Here is a 23942-nt window from a genome sequence, read left to right as displayed (position 1 = left end):
GCATGACGGCTCCAGTGGTAATTGTCGGTACAGGGTTGGCGGGCTACAACCTGGCCCGCGAGTTTCGCAAGCTCGATGGCGACACTCCGCTGCTGCTGATTACCGCTGACGACGGCCGCTCCTATTCCAAGCCGATGCTGTCCACCGGCTTTGCCAAGAACAAGGACGCCGACGGCCTGAGCATGGCCGAACCGGGGGCCATGGCCGAACAGCTCAAGGCCGAAGTGCGTACCCACACCCGCATCAGCGGCATCGACCCGGGCCACAAGCGCCTGTGGATCGGTGAGGAGCAGGTGGCCTATCGCGACCTGATCCTGGCCTGGGGCGCGCAGACCGTGCAGGTGCCAGTGGAGGGCGATGCTGGCGAGGCGATCTTCCCGATCAACGACCTGGAGGACTATGCCCGTTTCCGTGCCGCCGCTGCCGGCAAGCAGCGGGTGCTGATCCTCGGCGCTGGCCTGATCGGCTGTGAGTTCGCCAATGACATGAGCCTGGGCGGGTTCCAGGTCGAACTGGTGGCGCCGTGCGAGCAGGTCATGCCAACGCTGCTGCATCCGGCTGCCGCTGCGGCCGTCCAGGCGGGCCTGGAGGGGCTGGGCGTACGTTTCCACCTCGGGCCGGTGCTGACGCGCCTGCAGCGCATTGCCGGGGGGCTGGAAGCGCACTTGTCCGATGGTGCGGTGATTGCCTGCGACCTGGTGGTTTCCGCCGTCGGCCTGCGACCGCGTATCGACCTGGCGGCGGCTGCCGGCTTGCAGGTCAATCGCGGTGTGGTGGTCGACCGCCAGTTGCGCACCTCCCACGCCAATATCTACGCCCTGGGCGACTGCGCCGAAGTCGACGGGCTCAACCTGCTGTACGTCATGCCATTGATGAGTTGCGCACGTGCCCTGGCCCAGACCCTGGCCGGCAACCCGACAGCGGTTGCCTATGGCCCCATGCCGGTGACGGTCAAGACGCCGGCCTGCCCGCTGGTGGTTTCGCCGCCGCCCCATGGCCGTGAAGGCAACTGGCAGGTCGAAGGCCAGGGCCTTGACCTCAAGGTGCTCTGCCATGACACCGAGGGTAATCTGCTGGGCTATGCGCTCACCGGCACGGCGGTGATGGAGAAGCTGGCTCTAAATCGGCAACTTCCGGCGCTCATGGCGTAAATAGCTGGCGTTCTGTCGGGTTTGCCCTGTTATTGCCCCAACAATGGCCGCCCGGACACTGGCGCGGCCCCTGTCGGCATGCCATTCTCACTCCCGTCTGCCGCAGTTTAGAGCCTGCGGTGCCTTGGGCGCTGCTCTTGAAGGGCAGCACGGCATAACAACAAAAAATCCGTCAAAGGGGCTTCACTATGCGTAAACCAGAACTCGCCGCCGCCATCGCTGAAAAGGCTGACCTCACCAAAGAGCAAGCCAACCGCGTACTCAACGCCGTGCTCGAAGAAATCACTGGCGCCCTGCATCGCAAGGACAGCGTTACGCTGGTCGGCTTCGGTACTTTCCTGCAGCGTCATCGCGGTGCCCGCACCGGCAAGAACCCGCAAACCGGCGAGCCGGTCAAGATCAAGGCCAGCAACACCGTAGCGTTCAAACCAGGCAAATCCCTGAAGGACAGCGTCAATCCTTGATGCGCTGCCCTGTACGATTACATTGAAAAACGGGCACCCGATCAGGTGCCCGTTTTTTATTTCGGTATATGACTTCTGACCCGGCAGCTATGGTGTTTTCGTAGCGAGACTATAAACTGCTTCGCCAGTCACTTTTTAGCCGAGGCGTGCACATGAAGTTTCGCTTTCTCCTTTGGGCCATGGGCCTGCTGATGGCCAAGGCCAGCCGCAAGAACCCGGCTTTCCAGCAGCAACTGGCCGACAAGGACCTGGTGTTCCAGCTGCAGACCCTCGATGGCAAGGTCGCCCGTCACTTCATCGTCAAGGACAAGCGCATCAGCAGCCAGTCCGGCACCCATGCCGCGCCGGCCTTCGCCATTGCCTTCAAGGATCCGGCCTTTGGATTTGCCACCTTGCAGGCCAAGAACAAGCAACTGGCATTCATGCAGGGCATCCAGGACAAGAGCATCCAGATCAAGGGCAACCCGGCGCTGGTGATCTGGTTCCAGGGCCTGATGAAGTACCTGGTGCCGAAGAAGAAGGCCTGACCCGCAGGGCCAGGCCACGGGCTCAGTGCTGGTTGAACTGCGAAGCCAGCTCGCGCAGCAGCACTTCGGCCTCCAATACCTTGTTCACCACATCTTCGGCCTTTTCACGGCTGATGCAGAGGCGCTCGAGCAACTCGTCGGGGATCGGCTCGTCCGGCCCCGAACCGATGCCGCGGGCGCGCAGCAGGCGCACGGCCAGGCACACCAGGTTCGGGAAGGCCGCATAGTCGCCGTCGTACTGCGGATCGTGCTGGAAGCGCAGGGCGGTGGCCAGCTCATCCGGCATGTCCCAGAAGCGCATCAGCCAGGCACCGATCTGCTCGCGGCTGATGCCCAGCAGGTGTTGCTCGACATAGCTGTGGCACAAGTGTGGGTTGACCTCCAGGTGCCGGCAGATCAGCGAGAAGTGCGGCGGGAAGACATGCGCCAGCAACAGGTAGCCAAAGTTGTGCAGCAAGCCGGCGAGGTAGGTCAGGCCGGCCTCCGGACGCTCGGCGCGGGGCATGGCGCGGGTCAGGCCTTCAATGACCGCGGCGGTGTAGATCGACTGCTGCCAGTAGGGCGTAGTGTGCTGTGGATGGTCCTTGGGCAGGCTCAGGGTCTTGCCCAGGGCCAAGCCCAGCGCCAGGTTGATCACCAGGTCAAAGCCCAGCACGCGTACGATGGCATCTTCCACCGAGCGGATCTTGCCGGGTGAGGCGTAGTAGGGCGATGCCGCCCAGCTGACCACCTGGGCGGCCAGGGCCGGGTCGGTTTCGACCACGCCGGTGATGTCGTCGATGGTGGCGTTGGGGTCGACCCGCAGCTTGATGATCTTTTGCGCGGTTTCTGCCAGCGGTGGAATCTCGATGGTGCTTTCCAGGCGCTGCTGGATGCGTCGGGCCGTGAAGGCCTGGACCGCCTGGGTGATTTCATCGCGGTCGTCGGCAGGGCGGTCGAGGTTCGGCCGGATGCTGCTCAGGCGTTCGCCGAAGTTGCCGGCGCTGGCCTTGCTGAGCATCTTCTTGAAGTCGTCGCGGCCGATTTCCAGCAGCACACCGGCTTCACCGGAATGCACCAGCAGTCTTTCCGGCAGCAGCAGGCTCTCTTCGTAGAGGCACGGTGAACTGGTCAGCGCCGGAATGCCCGGGAGAATCTTCAGGCCATGCTTGTCGAGCATGTGCTTGAGGCGCTCCAGGGGCACGGCGGCCAGCTTGCGGCCGGTCAGCTCGGTCAGGCGATTGAGGTCGAGCAACTGATTTTGTGGAAACAGCACCATCAGGGCGCCGACCGCGTCGTCGAGCAACACGGCCTGGACCTTGCGTTCGGGCAGCAAGTGCGGCTGATCCAGTACTTCGCGCCAGCCGATGCCGAGTTTTTCCAGCAGCAGCCGGATAACCGACGGGGCGTGGGGGATTGCGGTATCCAGGGCAACTTCAGTCATGGTCTGAATCCAGAAATTCAATCGCAACAGTATAACCAGCTTGCACCTGAAGCTGGATCCATTCTGGGACGGGCGTCACACCTGTCCATATTGCTGGCCGTGGCGCAACCAGCGATCGAGCAACGGGCTGACGTGGTCCGGCCAGCGCGCCAGCAACGCCTGGGCGGCATCGCGCACGGCGGGCAGCAGGTCGGCGTCGCGCATCAGGTCGGCGACCTTGAACTGCAACAGGCCGGTCTGGCGGGTGCCGAGCATTTCACCGGGGCCGCGCAGTTCCAGATCCTTCTCGGCAATGATGAAACCATCATTGGTTTCGCGCATGATGCCCAGGCGCTCACGGCCGATCTGCGACAGTGGTGGATGGTACAGCAGCACACAATGGCTGACCGCGCTACCGCGGCCCACCCGGCCGCGTAGCTGGTGCAGCTGGGCCAGGCCCAGGCGCTCGGGGTTCTCGATGATCATCAAGCTGGCGTTGGGCACGTCGACACCGACCTCGATCACTGTGGTTGCCACCAGCAGCTGCAGGTGACCCTGCTTGAACTCGGCCATTACCGCGGCTTTTTCGGCAGGTTTCATGCGCCCGTGGATCAAGCCGACGCGCAATTCGCCCAGTGCGCTACCCAGCTCTTCGAAGGTGGTTTCGGCAGCCTGGCAGGTCAGTTCTTCGGATTCTTCGATCAGGGTGCAGACCCAGTAGGCCTGACGGCCTTCGGCGCAGGCGGCGCGCACCCGTTCGACCACTTCGAAGCGCCGGCTGTCGGCCACCAGCACGGTGTTGACCGGTGTGCGTCCGGGCGGCAGCTCGTCGAGGATCGAGGTGTCCAGGTCGGCATAAGCGCTCATCGCCAGGGTGCGCGGGATGGGCGTGGCGGTCATGATCAGCTGATGCGGGCAGAGTTGTCCGCCCACGCCCTTCTGGCGCAGCGCCAGGCGCTGCTGCACGCCGAAGCGGTGCTGCTCGTCGATGATCGCCAGGGCCAGGTTGCTGAACTTGACCTCGTCCTGGAACAAGGCATGGGTGCCGACCACCATGGGCGCGCCGCCGGCGATCTGCTCCAGGGCGCTGGCGCGGGCTTTGCCCTTGAGCTTGCCGGCCAGCCAGGCGACTTCGATGCCCAGCGGCTCCAGCCAGCGCTTGAAGGTGGCGTAGTGCTGCTCGGCGAGAATCTCGGTGGGCGCCATCAGCGCGACCTGGTAGCCGGCCTCCAGGGCCTGCAGGGCGGCCAGGGCGGCGACCACGGTCTTGCCGGCGCCGACGTCACCCTGGACCAGGCGCAGCATCGGTTCGGGCTGGCTGAGGTCGTAGGCGATCTCGTTGCCGACCCGCTGCTGGGCACCGGTGGGGCTGAAGCCCAGGTTGGCCAGGTACTGCTGCGGCAGGCGGCTGGCCTTGGGCAGCACCGGCGCACGCTGGGCGCGCAGGCTTTCGCGCAGGCGCTGCTGGGACAGCTGGTGGGTCAACAGTTCCTCGAAGGCCAGGCGGTGCTGGGCCCAGTGCTGGCCTTCGGCGAGTTCGTCCACGTCGGCATCGGCCGGCGGGTGGTGCAGGTAACGGATGGCGTCATCCAGCGGCGCCAGTCGGTAGTCCCGGGCCAGTTCCTCGGGCAACCAGTCGGGCAGGCTGCGCGGGCCGAGCATGGCCAGGCTCTGCTGGCACAACTGGCGCAGGCGCTGCTGGGTCAGGCCTTCGGTGGTCGGATAGATCGGCGTCAGGGTCTGTTCCACCGGGGCCGGCTCGTCACCGGTCAGCGCGCGGTACTCGGGATGGTAGATTTCCAGGCCCGAGGCGCCGGGGCGCGCTTCGCCGTAGCAGCGCAGGTGGGTGCCACGCTTGAGGCCTTCCTTCTGCGCGTTGCTGAAATGGTAGAAGCGCAGGCTCAGCACGCCCGTGCCGTCGCCCAGGCGCACCAGCAGGCTGCGGCGCTTGCCCATGACTACATCAGTGCCGCTGACCACGCCTTCGATCACCGCGTCCTGGCCGGGGCGCAGGGCGCCGATCGGGACCACACGGGTGCGGTCCTGATAACGCAAGGGCAGGTGGAACAGCACGTCCTGGAGGTTCTCCAGGCCGACCTTGGCGAGCTTCTCGGCCATAGCCTCGCCCACGCCCTTCAACGCCGTCACCGAGACCTGGGACAACTCCGGCATGACGGTGTCCTACTGGCTCACGGGTGGCTTGGCGACCGAGCACAGGCGGATCGAGTCGGCGAGGATCTCGATGGCCTTGGGCCGCGGGAAGCTGGCGCGCCAGGCGATCGCCACGGTACGGAACGGTGCCGGTGGGCTCAGCGGGCGGACTTCGATGACGCCGGGGGCATAGTGATGGCTATGCACCGCCGACAGCGGCAGGATCGATACGCCAAGGCCGGAGGCGACCATGTGACGGATGGTTTCCAGCGAGCTGGATTCCACTGTGGTGTGCTTGGCGCCGTCGCTGCCCTTGGTCAGGGTCGGGCAGGCTTCGAGGACCTGGTCTCGGAAGCAATGGCCTTCGCCGAGCAGCAGCAGGCTCTTGTCGTTGAGCAAGCTGGCGTCGATGGTGTCCTTCTGCGTCCAGGGGTGCTCGCTGGGCATCAGCACATAGAAAGGCTCGTCGTACAGCGGCAAGGTCAGGACATCGGCCTCGTTGAATGGCAGGGCGATGATCACTGCATCCAGCTCGCCGTTGCGCAACTTGTCGCGCAGGACGTGGGTGAAGTTTTCTTCAATGTACAACGGCATCTGCGGGGCGACCCGGTGCAGTTGCGGAATCAGGTGCGGGAACAGGTACGGGCCGACCGTGTAGATGGCACCGACTTTCAGCGGAGCGGTCAGCTGGTTCTTGCCGGCCTGGGCCAGCTCGCGGATGCCCTGGGCCTGTTCGAGGACCTTCTGGGCCTGGGCGACGATGCCTTCACCGACCGGGGTCAGGCGTACCGCGCTTTTGCTGCGCTCGAAAATCAGCACACCCAGCTCGTCCTCGAGCTTTTTCACGCCCACCGACAAGGTCGGCTGGCTGACATGGCAGCGTTCGGCGGCGTGGCCGAAGTGCTGTTCCTGGGCGAGAGTGACGATGTAGCGCAATTCTGTGAGGGTCATAACGTGCGTCCATGAAGTTGCGCCCCCAGCATAGCGGCTGCAATCGATAGACGCACGTTATCAGAGTTGCTCAGTTGTGACAGAAACAATGGATCAACGCTTGTCCAGGGAATAGACGAAAGGCGCGATGACCTCGATGCTGCCGTTGTTGAGCAATTCCTTGGGCGGTGGTGGAACCGGTTGGGCCCGACGGATCATCTCCAGGGTCGCTCGATCCAGTGCCGCGCTGCCAGAGCCTCCGGCCAGGGAGAAGGACAAAATCTTGCCCTCGGCGTCGACCACGAAACGCAGCCGGTTGATGCCTTCCATGCGCATGCGTCGGGCGTTTTCCGGGTAGCGCTTGTACTTGGCCAAGTGGCGCAGCAGGTCGCTCTGCCAGGTCGGCAGGGCATTGCTGTTGCTGGCGATGCTCGGTGCCGGTGCCGCCGACTTCTGCGCAGGGGCAGTGTTTGGCGGGGTATCGACCACTTCCTCATCGGCAGGCTTTTGCTGCGGCGGCTCAGGCTTTTTCTCCGGCTTGGGCGGCTGCGGCTTGGCCTTGGGCTTGGCCGGCTTGGCGATGGCGATCTTCGGCTTCGGTGCCTCGGCCAGTTTCGGCAGCGGCGGCTCTTCGACCGGTGCTGGCGGCTGTGGCGGAGTCACCACCTTCGGTGGCGGTGGAGGGGCCGGTTCAGGCATCGGTGCCATCTGCACCATCATCGCCGCTGGCGGCAATTCGATAGCCTGGGGAACCGACCAATTGAGCGTCAGCAACACGGCAACGGCATGGATACCCAGCACAATCGCCAGACTACTGCTGTAACGCGCCAGCTTATGCCGCGTCTTGATCATTTCTTGGCTGCCGTCTCAAGCCCGACCAGACCGACTTTCAGGTAACCGGCCGCCCGCAGTGTGTTCATGACCTCCATCAGATCGCCGTAATCCACACCCTTGTCGGCCTGGAAGAAGATCGTGGTGTCCTTGTCGCCCTTGGTCTTGGCGTCGAGTACCGCACCGAGCTGGTCGCGCTGCACCTGCTCTTCACCGACGTAGAGGTTCTGGTCGGCCTTGACGCTGAGGAACACGGGTTTCTCCGGCCTTGGCGCCGGCTTGGCGGTCGAGGCCGGCAGGTCGACCTTGATGTCGACGGTTGCCAGGGGCGCTGCCACCATGAAGATGATCAGCAGGACCAACATCACGTCGATAAACGGCGTGACGTTGATTTCGTGGTTCTCGGCGAGATCGTCGCCACCCTCGTTAAGATGCAGGCCCATGGCTTACCCCACTTTCACCATGTGAGGGGTAGCGGCGCGCTCTGGCTGGTGGTCCAGGTCGCGGCTGACCAGCAGCAGGACTTCGGCCGACGCGTCGGCGACCTGGGCCTTGTAGCCGGCGATGGAGCGGGCGAAGACGTTGTAGATGACCACGGCCGGGATCGCTGCAACCAGGCCCAGGGCGGTGGCCAGCAGGGCTTCGGCGATACCTGGGGCAACCACGGCGAGGTTGGTGGTCTGGGTTTTGGCGATACCGATGAAGCTGTTCATGATGCCCCAAACAGTACCGAACAGACCGACGAACGGTGCGGTGGAACCGATGGTGGCCAGCACGCCGGTGCCGCTGCTCATGTTACGGCCGCTGGCGGCGACCAGGCGCTCCAGACGGAAGCTCACGCGTTCCTTGATGCCTTCTTTCTCGCGGGCGTTGGCCGACAGGCGCATTTCATCCATGGCATCGTGGACCAGCAGGTGGGCCAGGGTGCCTTCCTGGTTGGCGCCTTCGCTGGCTTCCTTGAGGGTGGCGGATTTCTTCAGCAGGGCGATTTCACCGCGCAGGCGGCGCTTGGCGCCCATCAGCTCGAAGCCCTTGGCGATCCAGATGGTCCAGGTGATGATCGAGGCGATGGCCAGGCCGATCATGACCGCTTTGACCACTACGTCGGCGTTCTTGTACATGCCCCATGGGGACAGGTCGTGAGCCATGCCCAGGCTGGTGTCTTCAACCAGTGCTTCGACTTCTTCGGCGGCGCCTACGGCCTGGCCGTCGACCGGAGCCGCAGCAGGGGCGGCGGCTGGATCGACGGGGGCAGCGGCAGCAGGCGCTACGGCGGCGGCTGGCGTTGCGGGCTGCGCGGTCGGCTCATCAGCCAGGGCTGCCGGGGCCACTGCCAGGCTGAACATCAGCGCGGCAATGGCGCGCCAGGCGCGCGGCGTGGTTGGCGAAGCGGAAGGTTGAATACGTGTCATGCTGGCCGGACCTGATGAAGAAGAAAGAAGTGGATGTCCTTCTAGGCCTCGAGACGGGCCGAGAACAAAATTTGGGCGGCCATTATTGCAAGTAATTCTTGTTAGCAGAAGTAATAAAGTTTCTTTTTTTTCACGATAGCTAGCCGCCTATCGATTTTTTTGGATAGGCTGGCCCTTTGATTTGCGGAGTATCGGGATGTCTGCGCCTTCTGTTCTGATTGTCGGATGTGGCGATGTCGGTGGCCGCCTGGCCGAGCAAATGCTGGCCTGCAACTGGCAGGTGAGTGGTCTGCGACGCAATATTGGTCAGTTGCCGGCAGGGGTTGCCGGGATTGCCGCCGACCTGTTCGATGCGCGCTGCCCGGACGGCTGGCCGAGTGAAGCACCGGATTACCTGGTGTACAGCGTGGCTGCCAGCCAGCATGACGAGGCGGGCTATCAGGCCGCCTATGTCGAGGGCCTCAAGCATGTGCTCGGCTGGTTGGCCGAGCGTGGCCAGAAACCCAGGCGCTTGCTGTTCGTCTCCAGCAGCAGCGTCTACGCCCAGCAGCAGGGCGAGTGGATCGACGAGAACTCGGTTACCGAGCCGCACGGCTATTCCGGCACGGTCATGCTCGAGGCCGAGCGACTGGCCCTGGCCAGCGGCATTCCTGCCAGTATCGTGCGCCTGACCGGTATCTACGGGCCGGGCCGGGAATGGTTGCTCAGCCAGGTGCGCCAGGGCTATCGGGTGACGCAAGAGCCGCCACTGTACGGCAATCGCATTCATGCCGAGGACGCCGCCGGCTTGCTGGCCTTTTTGCTCAAGGCTGACGCCCAGGGGCGTGCGCTGGAGGATTGCTACATCGGTGTGGATGACGCGCCTGCGCCGTTGGCCGAGGTGGTGGCCTGGCTGCGTGAGTACATGGGCGTTACCCAATGGTCGGATCAGGAGCGGGTGCGTCGTACCGGCAGCAAGCGTTGCAGTAACGCCCGTGCCCGGGCACTGGGCTGGGCGCCACAGTACCCGAGCTACAAGGAAGGCTATGCGGCGATCCTTGCCGGTAACGACAGCGTCTGAGTCTTACTGACGCTCAAGCAGCCAGCGTCGGGTGCCGGGATGCAGGTCGGGCATCTCGTCGCCCTTGGCCTGGTTGACGGCCTGGAAGATTTCCAGCTGTTTACCGTCGCGCTTGAAGATCCATGGGTTGCCTTGCTTGTTGCGCTCAAGCCAGAGGCTGTCGAACTCGCCGCTCATGGCGGCGCAATCGCCAGCCAGACACAGCGCGTAGCGGTCCAGGCCGGGCATGCCGTCGAGCTGGCCATTGGCGCGAAAGTGCACCACGGCGCCGCTGCCCGGGCCTTCGATGACCTTCCAGTCTCCGCCCAGGTAGGCGCTGTAGAGCGCGGTTTCGAAGGTGGTACCGACAGGTGCATCCGCCGGTGCGGGCTTATCGGCGCGCTCGAAGGTGCTTGGCTGCGGGTTGGCGTCGCTGGCGGCCTGGATCAGCTCGTCGCCATCGAGGCTGAGTTTTTCCACGTAGTTACCGTAGAAATCCACTTCCCACTCATCGTCCTTCACGGCCTTGAGGGCGCCGTCTCCGGCTTCGAAGCCGTTGCTGAAGGTGGCCTGGGAGGCAGCGATGTTGACCTTCCATTCGAGGTTCGGGCCGTTGCTGAGCAGGGCTTGACGCAGGTTGTTGCCTTTGACGGCAGCGTCGATGGCATTCTGGTTGATCCAGGTGCCGTTGAGGTCTTCCGGGCTGTGACTGGCGCAGCCGCTCAGCAGGGCGGCGAGCAGCGACAGGGCTAGCGCGTGGCGCATGACGGGGGTCCTTGCAGGGCGGGGAGGGCAGGCCGTCCGGCCTGCCCCCTGGGTATTACTCGAGGACCAGGATAGCGTCCATTTCGACTTGCGAGCCGCGTGGCAGAGCGGCAACGCCGATAGCGGCGCGGGCTGGGTACGGCTGTTCGAAGTACTTGCCCATGATCTCGTTGACCTTGGCGAAGTGGCTCAGGTCGGTCAGGAAGATGTTCAGCTTGACGATGTCCTTGAACGAACCACCAGCAGCCTCGGCAACCGCCTTGAGGTTTTCGAAGACCTGGACGGTCTGGGCTTCGAAGCCTTCGACCAGTTCCATGGTTTTCGGGTCCAGGGGGATCTGCCCGGACATGTACACCGTGTTGCCGGCCTTGATCGCCTGGGAGTAGGTGCCGATGGCGGCTGGGGCCTTGTCACTGGTGATGACGGTCTTGGTCATGATGACTCCTTGCTGTTATTGGGCTACGTGCGCATGCGGGTGATGCGGATCACCCCGGTCAGGGCGCGCAGTTTCTTGATCACGCGGGCCAGGTGTACGCGGTCGTGCACGCTGACCACCAGTTGGACCACGCTGATGCGACCATCGCGCTCGTCCATGCTGATTTTCTCGATGTTGCCGTCGGCGGCGTTGACGCTGCTGGCCAGCAGGGCGATCAGGCCGCGTTGGTGCTCCAGCTCGACGCGCAGTTCGACGTTGAATTCGCCGGTGACATCCTTGGCCCAGGACAGCTGCACGCATTTTTCCGGGTTGTGGCGGATTTCACTGATGTTGCGGCAGTTCTCCAGGTGCACGACCATGCCCTTGCCGGCCGACAGGTGGCCGACGATCGGGTCGCCCGGGATCGGCGTGCAGCACTTGGCGTAGCTCAGCACCAGGCCTTCGGTGCCGCGGATCGCCAGCGGACCTTCCGGAGTCGGCAGTTGCTCGCCTTCGGTGGACAGCAGGCGGCGGGCGACCACATAGGCCATGCGGTTGCCCAGGCCGATGTCTTCGAGCATGTCTTCGAGCAGTTCCAGGCGGTACTCGCTGAGCATGGCCTGGATACGCTCCTGGGGAATCTTGTCCAGGGCGCTGTCGAAGCCGTTGAGCACCTTGTTCAGCAGGCGTTCGCCCAGGCTGATGGACTCGGAGCGGCGTTGCAGCTTGAGGGCGTGGCGAATGTGCGTGCGGGCCTTGCCGGTGACCACGAAGTTGAGCCAGGCCGGGTTCGGCCGGGCGCCCGGGGCGCTGACGATCTCGACGGTGGAGCCGCTCTGCAGCGGTTCGGACAGCGGCGCCAGGCGGCGGTTGATCCGGCAGGCGATGCAGCTGTTGCCGACGTCGGTGTGTACCGCGTAGGCGAAGTCGACCGCCGTGGAGCCTTTGGGCAGCTCCATGATCCGGCCCTTGGGCGTGAACACGTAGACCTCGTCCGGGAACAGGTCGATCTTCACGCTCTCGATGAATTCCAGGGAGTTGCCCGCGCGTTGCTGCATTTCCAGCACGCCCTTGACCCACTGGCGGGCACGGGCATGGGTGCCCTTGGGCTGCTCGTCGTCGCTGGACTTGTACAGCCAGTGCGCGGCAATGCCGTTGTTGGCCATCTCTTCCATTTCGCGAGTGCGGATCTGGATCTCGATGGGCACCCCGTGCATGCCGAACAGGGTGGTGTGCAGCGACTGGTAGCCGTTGGCCTTGGGGATCGCGATGTAGTCCTTGAAGCGTCCGGGCAGCGGCTTGTACAGGTTGTGCACGGCGCCGAGCACGCGGTAGCAGGTGTCTACCTTGTCGACGATGATGCGAAACGCATAGACATCCATGATCTCGTTGAAGGCCCGGCGCTTGCCGCGCATCTTCTTGTAGATGCCATAGAGGTGCTTTTGCCGGCCGCTGACTTCGCCTTCGATGCCGTCGACGGCCAGGCAGTTGGCCAGCGAGGTTTCGATCTTGGCGACGATCTCCTTGCGATTGCCGCGGGCGCTCTTCACCGCGCGGTGGATCAGGGACGAGCGCATCGGGTGCATGGCCTTGAAGCCGAGGTCCTCGAATTCCACGCGCACGCTGTGCATCCCCAGGCGGTTGGCGATGGGGGCGTAGATTTCCAGGGTTTCCTTGGCGATGCGCCGGCGTTTTTCGCCGGACAGCACTTCAAGGGTGCGCATGTTGTGCAGGCGGTCGGCCAGCTTGACCAGGATCACGCGGATGTCCCGGGCCATGGCCATGGCCATTTTCTGGAAGTTTTCCGCCTGGGCTTCGGCCTTGGTCTCGAAGTTCATCTGGGTCAGCTTGCTGACCCCGTCGACCAGTTCGGCCACGGTCTCGCCAAACTGCGAGCTGAGGGCTTCCTTGGCGATGCCGGTGTCTTCGATCACGTCATGGAGCATGGCGGCCATCAGGCTCTGATGGTCCATGTGCATGTCGGCAAGGATGCTGGCCACCGCCAGCGGATGCGTGACGTAGGCTTCGCCGCTACGACGGCGCTGGCCGTCGTGGGCTTGTTCGGCGTAGAAGTACGCCCGGCGCACCAGGTTGACCTGGTCGGCGCCGAGGTAGGTCGACAGGCGATCGGCGAGGGCGTCTATGCTCGGCAAGGTACGACCTCCTGCCGAGGGGCTGGGTCCTGCGCCGTACTACGTCGACCAGGCATAGGCTTAGACGGCCTCGTTGTTCTCGTCCTCGAACGCAGCGAAGACTGGATCTTCGGTGACGATTTCTTCGGCGGCGATGAACTCGGGGGTGACGATGCCTTCAGCGATTTCACGCAGGGCTACGACGGTAGGTTTGTCGTTTTCCCACGCCACTTTCGGCTCTTTGCCGCCGGTGGCCAGCTGACGGGCACGTTTGGTAGAGAGCATGACCAGCTCAAAACGGTTATCCACGTGTTCTAGGCAGTCTTCAACGGTTACGCGGGCCATGGTCTTCCTCAAGTAGCAAATGCGGTGTTCAGCCCGAATGGGCGAGCGGACTCGATAGTTTAAAAAATCACCAGCCTTTAGGGAAGCGCTGTTTTCACATCGAGCCCTTGGATAGCCTGACGATAACCACTTCCGGGGCTCTGGCACAACTGTTTGTCGTGGTTTCGGATTTGGACGCATCGCGGGGCAAGCCCGCTCCTACAGGTTCTCGGTGGGAGCGGGCTTGCCGCGCGATCAGGGTTTTCAGGCCTATTGCCGGCCCAGGGCATCGCGCAGGCGCGGGGTCAATTCATCGAACAGGGTCTGCACCGAACGCAGTGCGCGGCAGTCCGGGCGGGTCAGCAGCCACACCTCGGTATCGCAGCCGGGCAGGGCATTGCTCAGCGACTCGACGCCGGGCAGGGTGTGCGCCATGTAGTCGGGCAGCGCGGCTACGCCAAGGCCGGCGGCCACCAGCTGGGCGATGGCCGAGATGCTGCTGCAGCGGTAGCGCGGCACCACGCCGGGCATGTGTTCGCTGCGCCAGACCACGGTGGAGTGGTCCTGCATGGTGTCATCCGGGGCAATCCAGGGCAGGCTGGCCGGCGCCTCCTTGAGCTTGTCGCGAAACTCCTCGCGACCGCAGACCACATAGGATGCCGAGCCCAGGCAGCGGCCGACCAGGTGCTCCGGCGGCGAGTTGGTCAGGCGCAAGGCGAGGTCGGCATCACGGCGGCTGAGGTTGGCGAAGGTGTTGGAGGTGGCCAGCTCCAGCGACAGCGCCGGATAGGCCGGCATGAATTCGGCCAGCGCCGGCAGCAGCAGGCTGTGCAGCACGGCATCGGTACAGGTCAGGCGCACTGTGCCGCTGACCACTTGCTCACCGTGCTCCAGGGCCACCCGGGCGGCATCCAGGGCCTGTTCGGCGCGCTCGGCCTGTTCGGCCAGGGCCTGGGCGGTGCCGGTGGGGATGTAGCCTTTGCGGCTCTTCACGAACAACGCGGTACCGAGGGCGGCTTCCATGCGCCGGATCGAACGGAACACCGTCGAAACGTCTACCCGCAGCAGCTCCGCGGCCTTGGCCAGCGAGCGTCCACGCACCAGGGCGAGGACCAGCGAAAGGTCGGCGTGACTGATCTGATATTGCATGGGTGCACTCTTTGCTTGCCTAAATGCCAATGTCTGTTGCGCTGGGGCCATTCTATAGTGAAGCGGCAGCGGTGAATCAACTCACAACGCTGTCAGAATCTGGAACGTTCGTCCTTGAAGACGGCGTTCGGCAGTTCCCCACGATGGGACTCCTTAGAACAACAAATGAAACCATCGCCGCTCCCGATAGCGCCGCAGTACCTCTTCCACAGCCGTTCGAAAAAAACAAAGGATGCCTAGCCATGACGTCGGTCTCCCCGTGCGCCAAACCTCTCGACGAGGTAGGTGAATTTCTCAAGGCCCACCCTGAAGTGCAATTCGTCGATCTGCTGATTGCCGACATGAACGGCGTGGTACGCGGCAAGCGCATCGAGCGCGCAAGCCTGGTCAAGGTCTACGAAAAAGGCATCAACCTGCCGGCTTCGCTGTTCGCCCTGGACATCAACGGCTCCACGGTCGAAAGCACCGGCCTGGGCCTGGATATCGGCGATGCCGACCGCATCTGCTACCCGATCCCCGGCACCCTGAGCTATGAACCCTGGCAGAAGCGCCCTACCGCGCAGCTGTTGATGACCATGCATGAACTGGACGGCCAGCCGTTCTTCGCCGACCCGCGGGAAGTGCTGCGCGGTGTGGTGGAGAAGTTCGACGCGCTGGGCCTGGACATCTGCGCGGCGTTCGAGCTCGAGTTCTACCTGATCGACCAGGACAACCTCAATGGCCGTCCGCAGCCGCCGCGCTCGCCGATTTCCGGCAAGCGTCCGCAGTCGACCCAGGTGTACCTGATCGACGACCTCGACGAGTACGTCGACTGCCTGCAGGACATGCTGGAAGCGGCGAAAGAGCAGGGCATCCCGGCCGACGCCATCGTCAAGGAAAGCGCCCCGGCGCAGTTCGAAGTGAACATGCACCATGTCGTCGACCCGATGAAGGCCTGCGACTACGCGGTGCTGCTCAAGCGCCTGATCAAGAACATCGCCTACGACCATGAGATGGACTCCACCTTCATGGCCAAGCCCTACCCGGGCCAGGCGGGCAACGGCCTGCATGTGCACATCTCGTTGCTGGACAAGAAAACCGGCAAGAACATCTTCACCAGCGACGACCCCGAGCAAAGCCTGCCGCTGCGCCATGCCATCGGCGGTGTGCTGGAGACCATGCCGGCGTCGATGGCCTTCCTGTGCCCGAACATCAACTCGTACCGCCGCTTCGGCGCCCAGTTCTACGTGCCCAATGCGCCGAGCTGGGGCCTGGACAACCGTACCGTGGCGGTCCGCGTGCCTACCGGCAGCAGCGATGCGGTACGTATCGAGCACCGCGTGGCCGGTGCCGACGCCAACCCGTACCTGATGATGGCGGCCATCCTGGCCGGCATCCACCACGGCCTGACCAACCAGATCGAACCGGGCGCGCCCATCGAAGGCAACTCCTACGAGCAACTGGAGCAGAGCCTGCCGAACAACCTGCGCGATGCGTTGCGCGAACTCGATGACAGTGAAGTGCTGAACCAGTACATCAGCCCGGACTACATCGACGTCTTTGTCGCCTGCAAGGAAAGCGAAATGGCCGAGTTCGAGGTGTCGATTTCCGACCTCGAATACAACTGGTACCTGCATACCGTGTGATGCCCGGAGAAAACAACAATGACAATTGCGCCACGTGAACACTGGGAACAGCTGTTCCAGACCCTGAAGATCGAAGGCCGTGCCTTTGTCGACGGGCAGTATTGCACCAGTGTCTCTGGTGACACTTTCGAGTGTTCGAGCCCCGTCGATGGCCGTCAGCTGGCGCAGATCGCCAGCTGCGACAGCGCCGACGCCGAGCGCGCCGTGGCCGCCGCCCGGCGCAGCTTCGACAGTGGTGTCTGGGCCAACCAGGCACCGGCCGAGCGCAAGCGCGTGCTGATCGCCTTCGCCGACCTGCTGCTGGCCAATGCCGAGGAGCTGGCGCTGCTGGAAACCCTGGACATGGGCAAGCCGATTGCCGATTCCATGAGCATCGACATTCCCGCGGCGGCCAACGCCATCCGCTGGAACGCCGAAGCCATCGACAAGATTTACGATGAAGTTGCTGCGACCCCGTCCGATCAGCTGGGTTTGGTCACCCGCTCGCCGGTCGGCGTGGTCGCGGCCATTGTTCCGTGGAACTTTCCACTGATGATGGCCTGCTGGAAACTCGGCCCGGCCCTGGCCACCGGTAATTCGGTGATCCTCAAGCCGTCCGAGAAATCGCCACTGACCGCCATTCGCATCGCCCAACTGGCGCTCGATGCGGGCCTGCCTGCCGGCGTACTGAACGTGCTGCCCGGCTATGGCCACACCGTGGGCAAGGCCCTGGCCCTGCACATGGATGTCGACACCCTGGTGTTCACCGGCTCCACCCGTATCGCCAAGCAGCTGATGGTCTACGCCGGCGAGTCGAACATGAAGCGGGTCTGGCTGGAAGCGGGCGGCAAGAGCCCGAACATCGTCTTCGCCGACGCCCCCGACCTGCAGGCAGCCGCCGAAGCGGCCGCGGCCGCGATCGCCTTCAACCAGGGCGAGGTGTGCATCGCAGGTTCACGCCTGCTGATCGAACGCAGCGTCAAGGAGCGCTTCCTGCCCATGGTGGTCGAGGCCCTCAAGGCCTGGAAGCCAGGTCACGCCCTGGACCCGCAAACCCGCGTCGGTGCGCTGGTGGACACCACCCAGCTGGACACCGTGCTCGGCTACGTCGAAGCCGGCAAGGCCGATGGCGCTACCCTGCTGACCGGTGGCGAGCGTGTGCTGGAAGACACCTGCGGCGTGTATGTGCAGCCGGCGATCTTCGATGGCGTCACCAACGCCATGCGCATTGCCCGTGAAGAGATCTTCGGTCCGGTGCTGTCGGTGATCACCTTCGACACCGCCGAAGAAGCCGTGGCCATCGCCAACGATTCACCCTTTGGCCTGGCCGCAGCGGTCTGGACCAAGGACATTTCCCGCGCCCACAACACCGCCCGCGCCCTGCGTGCCGGCAGCGTCTGGGTCAACCAGTACGACGGTGGCGACATGACCGCGCCGTTCGGTGGCTTCAAGCAGTCGGGTAACGGCCGCGACAAGTCGCTGCATGCTTTTGACAAATACACCGAACTCAAGGCGACCTGGATCAAGCTGTAAGGGAGGGTGAACCCATGCAAACTACCACTGGCATGCCGCCTTTGATTGGCGTCTCCGCCTGCCGTCAGCAGTTGGGCAACAATTCTTCGCACACCGCCGGCGACAAGTACGTCGAGGCGGCAGGCTTCGCCGGGATCCCGCTGATCCTCCCGGCGCGGGCCGAGCCCAGCGATCCCCAGCGCGTGCTAGAGCGCCTGGATGGCATTCTTTTTACCGGTTCGCCTTCAAATATCGAGCCGCATCATTACAATGGCGCCCCCAGCGTGGAGGGGACGAAGCACGATGTGTTTCGTGACCGCTTGACCCTGCCGTTGCTGCAGGCCGCCATTGCCACCGGTGTACCGGTGTTCTGCATCTGCCGTGGATTCCAGGAACTCAACGTCGCCCTGGGCGGCAGCCTGCACCAGCGGGTGCAGGAGCTGCCAGGTTTCCTCGATCACCGCGAGCCGCAGGACGCGCCACTGGAAGAGCAATACAGCCCCCGCCATAGCGTCTCGGTACAGCCCGGTGGGCTGTTCGAGCGGCTTGGGCTGGAGCAGAGCTTCATGGTCAATTCCCTTCACAGCCAGGGTATCGATCGCCTGGCCGACGGCCTGCGTGCCGAGGTCCTGGCACCGGATGGCTTGATCGAAGCGGTGTCCATGGAGGATGCCCCAGGCTTTGTGGTCGGTGTGCAGTGGCACCCCGAATACCGCTTTGCCGACAACCCGGTTTCGTTGCGCCTGTTCCAGGCGTTCCGTGAGGCATGCCTGGCCCGTGCAAGGGGTGAGCGCTACCGGGAGACAGCAGTTTGACGTGATCCGGTCGATCCGGAGTTCAAGCAACAGGCAACAGGTTTCATTGAGTGCAAGCGGACGCGCTGCGGGGCGTCCTGAGAACAATAGTAATAGCGGCGGCAACTACTCATGAGCGAATACGAAGCAGGCCTGTCCCCGGGTATGGGACAGGCTCGCACCCAGGAAAGCGGTGCATCGAAAGCAACCAAAGGGCTGGCCAAGGGCCGGCTCGGTCTGTTGGCGAGCATTGTCCTGGGTATCTCCACCATTGCACCGGTCTACACCCTCACCGGCGCACTCGGGCCCACCGTGCGCGAGGTCGGTGCCCATCTGCCGGCAGTGTTTATCGTCGGCTTCCTGCCCATGCTGCTGGTCGCGCTGGGCTACCGCGAGCTGAACTCGGCAGAGCCGGACAGCGGCACCTCTTTCACCTGGTCGGCGCGGGCCTTCGGCCCGATGATCGGCTGGATCGGCGGCTGGGGACTGGTCACGGCCACCACCATCGTGCTGTCCAACCTTGCGGGGGTGGCGGTCGACTTCTTCTATCTATTCCTGGGGCAGATATCCGGCAGCCACGAGGTGGCAGCGCTGGCGGATAACCTGTTGATCAACGTCGTCACCTGTTGCGTGTTCATCGCCATGGCGGTGTGGATCTGCTGCCGGGGGATCACCACCACCATGACCGTGCAGTACGGCCTGGTGGCGTTGCAGCTGGTGGTGCTGGTGGGCTTTGCCATGGCCGCGTTCGGCGAATCGTCGACCACGCCGCCGCTGGAATTCGACTTCGACTGGTTCAACCCCTTCGGCGTCGAGTCGTTCTCGGCCTTTACCGCCGGCCTGTCGCTGTCGATCTTCATTTTCTGGGGCTGGGATGTCTGCCTGAGCATCAGCGAAGAGTCGGTGGGCAGCGGTGACACCCCTGGCCGTGCGGCGACCTTGACCGTATTGCTGATCCTCGGTCTGTACCTGGTGACAGCGATCGCCACCCTGCAATTTGCCGGTATCGGTGACATTGGCCTGGGCCTGAACAACCCGCGCATCCAGGAAAACGTCTTCGCCCACCTGGCCGGTCCGGTCATGGGGCCGCTGGCGATCCTGATGTCGATCGCGGTGCTGGCCAGTACCGCAGCGTCCCTGCAGTCCACCTTCGTTTCTCCAGCCCGCACCTTGCTGGCCATGGGTTACTACGGTGCGGTGCCTGAGCGCTTCGCCAACATCTGCCCGCGTTCGCAAACGCCGCGTTACGCGACGATCTGTGCCGGCGTGGCGGCGGGCGTGTTCTACGTCACCATGCGTACCCTGAGCGAGAACGTGCTGGCCGACACCATCACCGCCCTGGGCATGATGATCTGCTTCTACTACTCGCTGACCGCCTATGCCTGTGTCTGGTACTTCCGCCACAGCCTGTTCGACAGCCTGCGCCACTTCCTGATGCGTGGCCTGTGCCCGCTGCTCGGTGGCGGCATCCTCTCGGTGATTTTCCTGCAGACAGCCATCGACAGCGCTTCGCCAGAGTTCGGCAGCGGCTCGCATGTGGGTGGTCTGGGGCTGGTGTTCGTGATCGCAGTGATCATCACCCTGCTGGGTCTGGGGCTGATGATGCTGTCACGCCTGCGGGCGCCGGCGTTCTTCCTGGGCATGACCCTGCAACGTCACGCCACGGTCTCCAGCCGCCGCTAGGCGGCTGGAACTACCGGTTGCTCAGGCCAGCAATTGCTTGAGCAACTGGCCATGCCGCTGCTGCTGGTTCGTCTGCAGCAGGCGGTTGGCGCGGAACACCGCCTTGAGGTCTTCCAGCGCCGTGGCGAAGTCATCGTTGATGATGACGAAGTCATACTCGTCGTAGTGACTCATCTCGCTGACCGCTTCACGCATCCGTCCCTCGATGATCTCGTCGCTGTCCTGGCCACGGTTGGTCAGGCGCTGGCGCAGGGCTTCCTGGGTCGGCGGCAGGATGAAGATCGAACGCGCCTCGGGCATCAGCTTGCGCACCTGCTGGGCGCCTTGCCAGTCGATTTCCAGGATCAGGTCGTGGCCCTGGTCGAGGGTCTGCTGCAGCGCGCTGCGCGAGGTCCCGTAGAAATTCCCGAAGACCTCGGCCTGCTCGAGGAAGTCGCCTTGCTCGATCATCAGCTTGAATTCGGTGTGCTCGACGAAGTGGTAGTTCACGCCGTGCACTTCGCCCGGGCGCATGGCCCGGGTGGTGTGGGAAACCGAGACCTGGATGCTGCTGTCAGCGTCGATCAGGGCCTTGACCAGGCTGGTCTTGCCGGCGCCAGAGGGGGCCGAAACGATGTAGAGGGTACCGCTGCTGTGATTCATGGTCGGGGTGGCCTTACTCAATGTTCTGTACTTGTTCACGCATCTGTTCGATCAGTACCTTGAGGTTGACCGCGGACTGGGTGCTGCGTGGATCGAAGGCTTTGGAGCCCAGGGTGTTGGCTTCGCGGTTGAGCTCCTGCATCAGGAAGTCCAGGCGCCGGCCGGCAGCGCCGCCGGACTTGAGTACCCGGCGAACTTCGGTGATGTGGGTGCTCAAGCGATCGAGTTCTTCGGCGACGTCGCTCTTCTGGGCCAGCAGGACCATCTCCTGCTCCAGGCGTTGCGGGTCGAGCTCGGCCTGCATGTCGGCGAAGCGGTCGAGGGTCTTCTGGCGCTGGGCAGCAAGCATCTGCGGCACCAGGGCGCGCAGGGTGGTGACTTCGCTGGCCATGCCGTCGAGGCGCTCGTTGATCAGGCGGGCCAGTTCGGCACCTTCGCGGTTGCGACCGTTCTTGAGTTCCGTGAGGGCTTCTTCGAACAGGCTCAACGCTTCGTTGTTCAAGGCTTGCGGGTCGCTGGCGTCGGCGACCAGCACGCCCGGCCAGGCCAGCACTTCCAGCGGGTTAAGCGGCGCCGGTTGCTTGATCAGGCTGGCCACGGTCTCGGCGGCGGCGACCAGTTGCGCGGCACGCTCGCGGTCGACCTGCAGGGGCTTGCCGGCGTTCTCTTCATTGAAGCGCAAGGTGCATTCCACCTTGCCCCGCGACAGGCCCTGGCGCAGGGCTTCGCGTACCGCACCTTCGAGGTCGCGCAGGGCCTCGGGCAGGCGCAGGTGGGGCTCCAGGTAGCGATGGTTGACCGAGCGTAATTCCCAGATCAGGGTGCCCTGGCTACCGGCGCGCTCGACACGAGCAAAAGCGGTCATGCTGTGCACCATGGGAAGTACCTCGCAAAAAAGGGGTCAAAGGAAAGCCGGCCGGCTGCAGAGGCGCAAGATTGTAGCGCAGAGCGGCGCTGGCTCCCAATCCACTGATGTTACAAACAGTCAGATATCTGCCGTAAAAATCCGACCAGCGCCTCTGGGCCGTCGGTTTCGGCTGCGGCGACAATAGGTGTGTCCTCATCGCCCGGTGCGCTTATAATGCTGGGCAGATTCGAACCCGGTACAGGTATCCCAAATGAAACGTCCAAGTGGTCGCGCTGCCGATCAGCTTCGCTCGATCCGCATCACCCGCAACTACACCAAACACGCCGAGGGATCAGTACTGGTCGAGTTCGGTGACACCAAGGTCGTCTGCACGGTCAGCGTCGAGAATGGCGTGCCGCGCTTCCTCAAGGGCCAGGGCCAGGGCTGGCTGACCGCCGAATACGGCATGCTGCCGCGCTCCACCGGCGAGCGTAACCAGCGCGAAGCCGCCCGTGGCAAGCAGGGTGGCCGCACCCTCGAGATCCAGCGCCTGATCGGCCGTTCGCTGCGTGCCGCCCTGGACATGAGCAAGCTCGGCGACATCACCCTGTACGTCGACTGCGACGTGATCCAGGCCGACGGCGGCACCCGCACTGCCTCAATCACCGGCGCCATGGTTGCCCTGGTCGACGCCCTGCGCGTGGTCAAGAAGCGTGGCGGCCTGAAGGGCGGCGACCCGCTCAAGCACATGATCGCCGCCGTGTCGGTAGGCATGTACCAGGGCGAAGCGGTTCTGGACCTCGACTACCTGGAAGACTCCGCGGCCGAGACCGACCTGAACGTGGTGATGACCAGCCAGGGCGGTTTCATCGAAGTCCAGGGCACTGCCGAAGGCGCGCCGTTCCAGCCGGAAGAGCTCAACGCCATGCTGGCGCTGGCGCAAAAAGGCATGGTCGACCTGTTCGAACTGCAGAAAGCCTCGCTGGCCGACTGATTTCGACACCGCAAGGAGCAGAGCATGAACGAGCAGCCGTTGCAGTTGCCCACCCCCAATGCCGAGATTCGTCAGTGGGCGATGTTCTGTCACCTGTCGGCCTTGCTGGGCCTGGTGGTGCCTTTTGGCAACCTGCTGGGCCCGCTGGTGATGTGGGTGTGGAAAAAGGACCTGGACCCGTTCGTCGATGCCCAGGGCAAGGAGGCGCTGAACTTCCAGCTCACCGTGTTCCTGGCCTCGATGATCTGCTTCGCGCTGATGTTCGTGCTGGTGGGGATCGTGCTGTTCGGCATGCTGATGGTCGCGGTGCTGGTGCTGACCATCATTGCCGGGGTCAAGGCCAACGACGGGCAGCCGTATCGTTATCCGCTGACGTGGCGGCCGATCAAATAGTGATCGGTTGAGTGGTCCCGGAAAAGGCGAGCCCATGGGCTCGCCTTTTTGTTATCCGCACCTACAGGTTGCATTTTGAGGGCTGTGTAGGACGCTTCTGATTCGACTTCTCCTGCGTAAAAAGCCGTCTTTCCGATGCTAGGTTCCGGGCTTCATTTGCTCAGGGAATCAGTGCATGGCCTTCCGTATGAATATGAATGGCCGCGGCGCCGGGCTACATGGCGACCAGACCACCACCGGCGCCATCTGCCTCAGCAGTCAGAGCGTTCGTTCTGGTAGGAGGCGGATCACTAGCCGGGGGAGCCGGCCTTGGATCATTTGGAGAGTCGTTGGGAGACATCATCTACGAGGTGCAAAGTGATTGATATCAACACTTGGCCGCCGAGCATTGCCATCGCCTTCGGTTTAGCCCCCTTCATAATCGGCTTGTCAGGCGTAGCCATCGATACCTACACCGCCCGCAGCCGTGACTTCGACCTCATCATTGCAAGCCTTCCAAACAGCGTTTGGCTAAAGATGCAAATACCGTTCTGGGGGACGACACGCTTGAAATCGCGCTGCTATCTGCTCACCACCATCGCTGGCGCGATGCTCTATCCAAAGCTAAGTGTTCGCTTGGGAATGATGGACGCAGAAGATTTGCGCAACTTTCCTCCGCGACTGCGGCGTCGAATGTTGATTGCTTCCTGGTTGCTGATCACTGCTGCTGTCTGGCTTGCGATAGGCCTTGCCCTGATCAAGCTTTCCCCAACACGCTGAGATTGCACCCACAAAAAAACCG

24 protein-coding genes are annotated in these 23942 nt (G+C 63.6%); 11 read left to right on the top strand and 13 right to left on the bottom strand.

Annotated elements, in window-relative coordinates:
• Nucleotides 1–2 precede the first annotated feature (2 nt).
• From M2D63_RS03935 to M2D63_RS03925, 3 genes are all read left to right on the top strand, one after another.
• On the top strand, nucleotides 3–1151 hold the full coding sequence (locus M2D63_RS03935) for an NAD(P)/FAD-dependent oxidoreductase (protein ID WP_285861485.1): 1149 nt from the start codon (nucleotides 3–5) through the stop codon (nucleotides 1149–1151).
• A gap of 188 nt (nucleotides 1152–1339) precedes the next feature.
• Entirely contained in the window at nucleotides 1340–1615 is a 276-nt protein-coding gene (locus M2D63_RS03930; RefSeq protein ID WP_003213368.1) for an HU family DNA-binding protein, read from the top strand.
• A 152-nt stretch (nucleotides 1616–1767) separates the two neighbouring features.
• The gene (locus M2D63_RS03925; RefSeq protein ID WP_285861484.1) at nucleotides 1768–2142 is read left to right on the top strand and encodes a helicase; all 375 of its coding nucleotides are present in this window, start codon (nucleotides 1768–1770) and stop codon (nucleotides 2140–2142) included.
• 22 nt (nucleotides 2143–2164) lie between these two features.
• Here M2D63_RS03925 and M2D63_RS03920 read toward each other — a convergent pair whose 3' ends face one another.
• The 6 genes from M2D63_RS03920 to exbB all read right to left on the bottom strand — a co-directional run bounded on the left by M2D63_RS03920 (nucleotide 2165) and on the right by exbB (nucleotide 8868).
• The gene (locus M2D63_RS03920; protein WP_285861483.1) at nucleotides 2165–3565 is read right to left on the bottom strand and encodes an aminoacyl-tRNA deacylase and HDOD domain-containing protein; all 1401 of its coding nucleotides are present in this window, start codon (nucleotides 3563–3565) and stop codon (nucleotides 2165–2167) included.
• A 75-nt stretch (nucleotides 3566–3640) separates the two neighbouring features.
• Nucleotides 3641–5716 (bottom strand): ATP-dependent DNA helicase RecG, encoded by a 2076-nt coding sequence (recG, locus tag M2D63_RS03915; protein WP_285861482.1) that lies wholly within the window; start codon nucleotides 5714–5716, stop codon nucleotides 3641–3643.
• A 9-nt stretch (nucleotides 5717–5725) separates the two neighbouring features.
• Entirely contained in the window at nucleotides 5726–6646 is a 921-nt protein-coding gene (locus M2D63_RS03910; RefSeq protein ID WP_285861481.1) for a hydrogen peroxide-inducible genes activator, read from the bottom strand.
• A gap of 93 nt (nucleotides 6647–6739) precedes the next feature.
• Nucleotides 6740–7477 carry an energy transducer TonB gene (locus tag M2D63_RS03905; protein ID WP_285861480.1) on the bottom strand — a complete coding sequence of 246 codons (738 nt, stop codon included), beginning with the start codon at nucleotides 7475–7477 and terminating at the stop codon, nucleotides 6740–6742.
• Complete coding sequence (gene exbD / locus M2D63_RS03900; protein WP_038998010.1) at nucleotides 7474–7899, bottom strand: TonB system transport protein ExbD; 426 nt, start codon at nucleotides 7897–7899, stop codon at nucleotides 7474–7476. Before exbD ends, M2D63_RS03905 begins: the two co-directional genes overlap by 4 nt.
• A 3-nt stretch (nucleotides 7900–7902) precedes the next feature.
• On the bottom strand, nucleotides 7903–8868 hold the full coding sequence (gene exbB / locus M2D63_RS03895) for a tonB-system energizer ExbB (protein ID WP_285861479.1): 966 nt from the start codon (nucleotides 8866–8868) through the stop codon (nucleotides 7903–7905).
• 196 nt (nucleotides 8869–9064) lie between these two features.
• On the opposite strand from exbB, the gene M2D63_RS03890 reads away from it, so the two are divergent.
• On the top strand, nucleotides 9065–9928 hold the full coding sequence (locus M2D63_RS03890) for an SDR family oxidoreductase (RefSeq protein WP_285861478.1): 864 nt from the start codon (nucleotides 9065–9067) through the stop codon (nucleotides 9926–9928).
• Between the two features lie 3 nt (nucleotides 9929–9931).
• On the opposite strand, the gene M2D63_RS03885 is transcribed toward M2D63_RS03890, so the two are convergent.
• The 5 genes from M2D63_RS03885 to M2D63_RS03865 form a co-directional block, all read right to left on the bottom strand.
• A complete protein-coding gene (locus M2D63_RS03885) occupies nucleotides 9932–10672 on the bottom strand; it encodes a hypothetical protein (RefSeq protein WP_285861477.1) in 741 nt (246 codons plus the stop codon).
• Nucleotides 10673–10727: 55 nt separating this feature from the next.
• Entirely contained in the window at nucleotides 10728–11108 is a 381-nt protein-coding gene (locus M2D63_RS03880; RefSeq protein ID WP_038615925.1) for a RidA family protein, read from the bottom strand.
• A 23-nt stretch (nucleotides 11109–11131) separates the two neighbouring features.
• Complete coding sequence (gene spoT, locus M2D63_RS03875) at nucleotides 11132–13240, bottom strand: bifunctional GTP diphosphokinase/guanosine-3',5'-bis pyrophosphate 3'-pyrophosphohydrolase (RefSeq protein WP_285861476.1); 2109 nt, start codon at nucleotides 13238–13240, stop codon at nucleotides 11132–11134.
• A 60-nt stretch (nucleotides 13241–13300) separates the two neighbouring features.
• A complete protein-coding gene (gene rpoZ, locus M2D63_RS03870; RefSeq protein WP_225786768.1) occupies nucleotides 13301–13564 on the bottom strand; it encodes a DNA-directed RNA polymerase subunit omega in 264 nt (87 codons plus the stop codon).
• A gap of 249 nt (nucleotides 13565–13813) precedes the next feature.
• On the bottom strand, nucleotides 13814–14692 hold the full coding sequence (locus M2D63_RS03865; RefSeq protein WP_285861475.1) for a LysR family transcriptional regulator: 879 nt from the start codon (nucleotides 14690–14692) through the stop codon (nucleotides 13814–13816).
• 242 nt (nucleotides 14693–14934) lie between these two features.
• On the opposite strand from M2D63_RS03865, the gene M2D63_RS03860 reads away from it, so the two are divergent.
• From M2D63_RS03860 to M2D63_RS03845, 4 genes are all read left to right on the top strand, one after another.
• A complete protein-coding gene (locus tag M2D63_RS03860) occupies nucleotides 14935–16317 on the top strand; it encodes a glutamine synthetase family protein (protein WP_285861474.1) in 1383 nt (460 codons plus the stop codon).
• An 18-nt stretch (nucleotides 16318–16335) separates the two neighbouring features.
• Nucleotides 16336–17829, top strand: a complete 1494-nt coding sequence (locus M2D63_RS03855) for an aldehyde dehydrogenase (RefSeq protein WP_285861473.1) — start codon at nucleotides 16336–16338, stop codon at nucleotides 17827–17829.
• A gap of 14 nt (nucleotides 17830–17843) precedes the next feature.
• A complete protein-coding gene (locus M2D63_RS03850; RefSeq protein WP_285861472.1) occupies nucleotides 17844–18623 on the top strand; it encodes a gamma-glutamyl-gamma-aminobutyrate hydrolase family protein in 780 nt (259 codons plus the stop codon).
• 111 nt (nucleotides 18624–18734) lie between these two features.
• Entirely contained in the window at nucleotides 18735–20285 is a 1551-nt protein-coding gene (locus M2D63_RS03845) for an APC family permease (RefSeq protein WP_285861471.1), read from the top strand.
• 21 nt (nucleotides 20286–20306) lie between these two features.
• Here the strand turns inward: M2D63_RS03845 and gmk are convergent, their stop codons facing one another.
• Nucleotides 20307–20927 carry a guanylate kinase gene (gmk, locus tag M2D63_RS03840; RefSeq protein ID WP_285861470.1) on the bottom strand — a complete coding sequence of 207 codons (621 nt, stop codon included), beginning with the start codon at nucleotides 20925–20927 and terminating at the stop codon, nucleotides 20307–20309.
• Between the two features lie 13 nt (nucleotides 20928–20940).
• Entirely contained in the window at nucleotides 20941–21804 is an 864-nt protein-coding gene (locus M2D63_RS03835) for a YicC/YloC family endoribonuclease (RefSeq protein WP_285861469.1), read from the bottom strand.
• A gap of 241 nt (nucleotides 21805–22045) precedes the next feature.
• On the opposite strand from M2D63_RS03835, the gene rph reads away from it, so the two are divergent.
• From rph to M2D63_RS03820, 3 genes are all read left to right on the top strand, one after another.
• Nucleotides 22046–22768: a ribonuclease PH gene (gene rph / locus M2D63_RS03830; RefSeq protein WP_028942458.1), complete on the top strand. Its 723-nt coding sequence runs from the start codon at nucleotides 22046–22048 to the stop codon at nucleotides 22766–22768.
• A gap of 24 nt (nucleotides 22769–22792) precedes the next feature.
• A complete protein-coding gene (locus M2D63_RS03825) occupies nucleotides 22793–23161 on the top strand; it encodes a DUF4870 domain-containing protein (protein WP_285861468.1) in 369 nt (122 codons plus the stop codon).
• Nucleotides 23162–23518: 357 nt separating this feature from the next.
• On the top strand, nucleotides 23519–23920 hold the full coding sequence (locus M2D63_RS03820) for a hypothetical protein (protein ID WP_285861467.1): 402 nt from the start codon (nucleotides 23519–23521) through the stop codon (nucleotides 23918–23920).
• The last annotated feature ends 22 nt before the right edge of the window (nucleotides 23921–23942 follow it).

The sequence above is a fragment of the Pseudomonas sp. BJa5 genome (assembly GCF_030272875.2).
GTDB lineage: Bacteria > Pseudomonadota > Gammaproteobacteria > Pseudomonadales > Pseudomonadaceae > Aquipseudomonas.
Note: the sequence above shows the minus strand (reverse complement) of the source record. Positions and strands in the feature narration are given on the sequence as shown.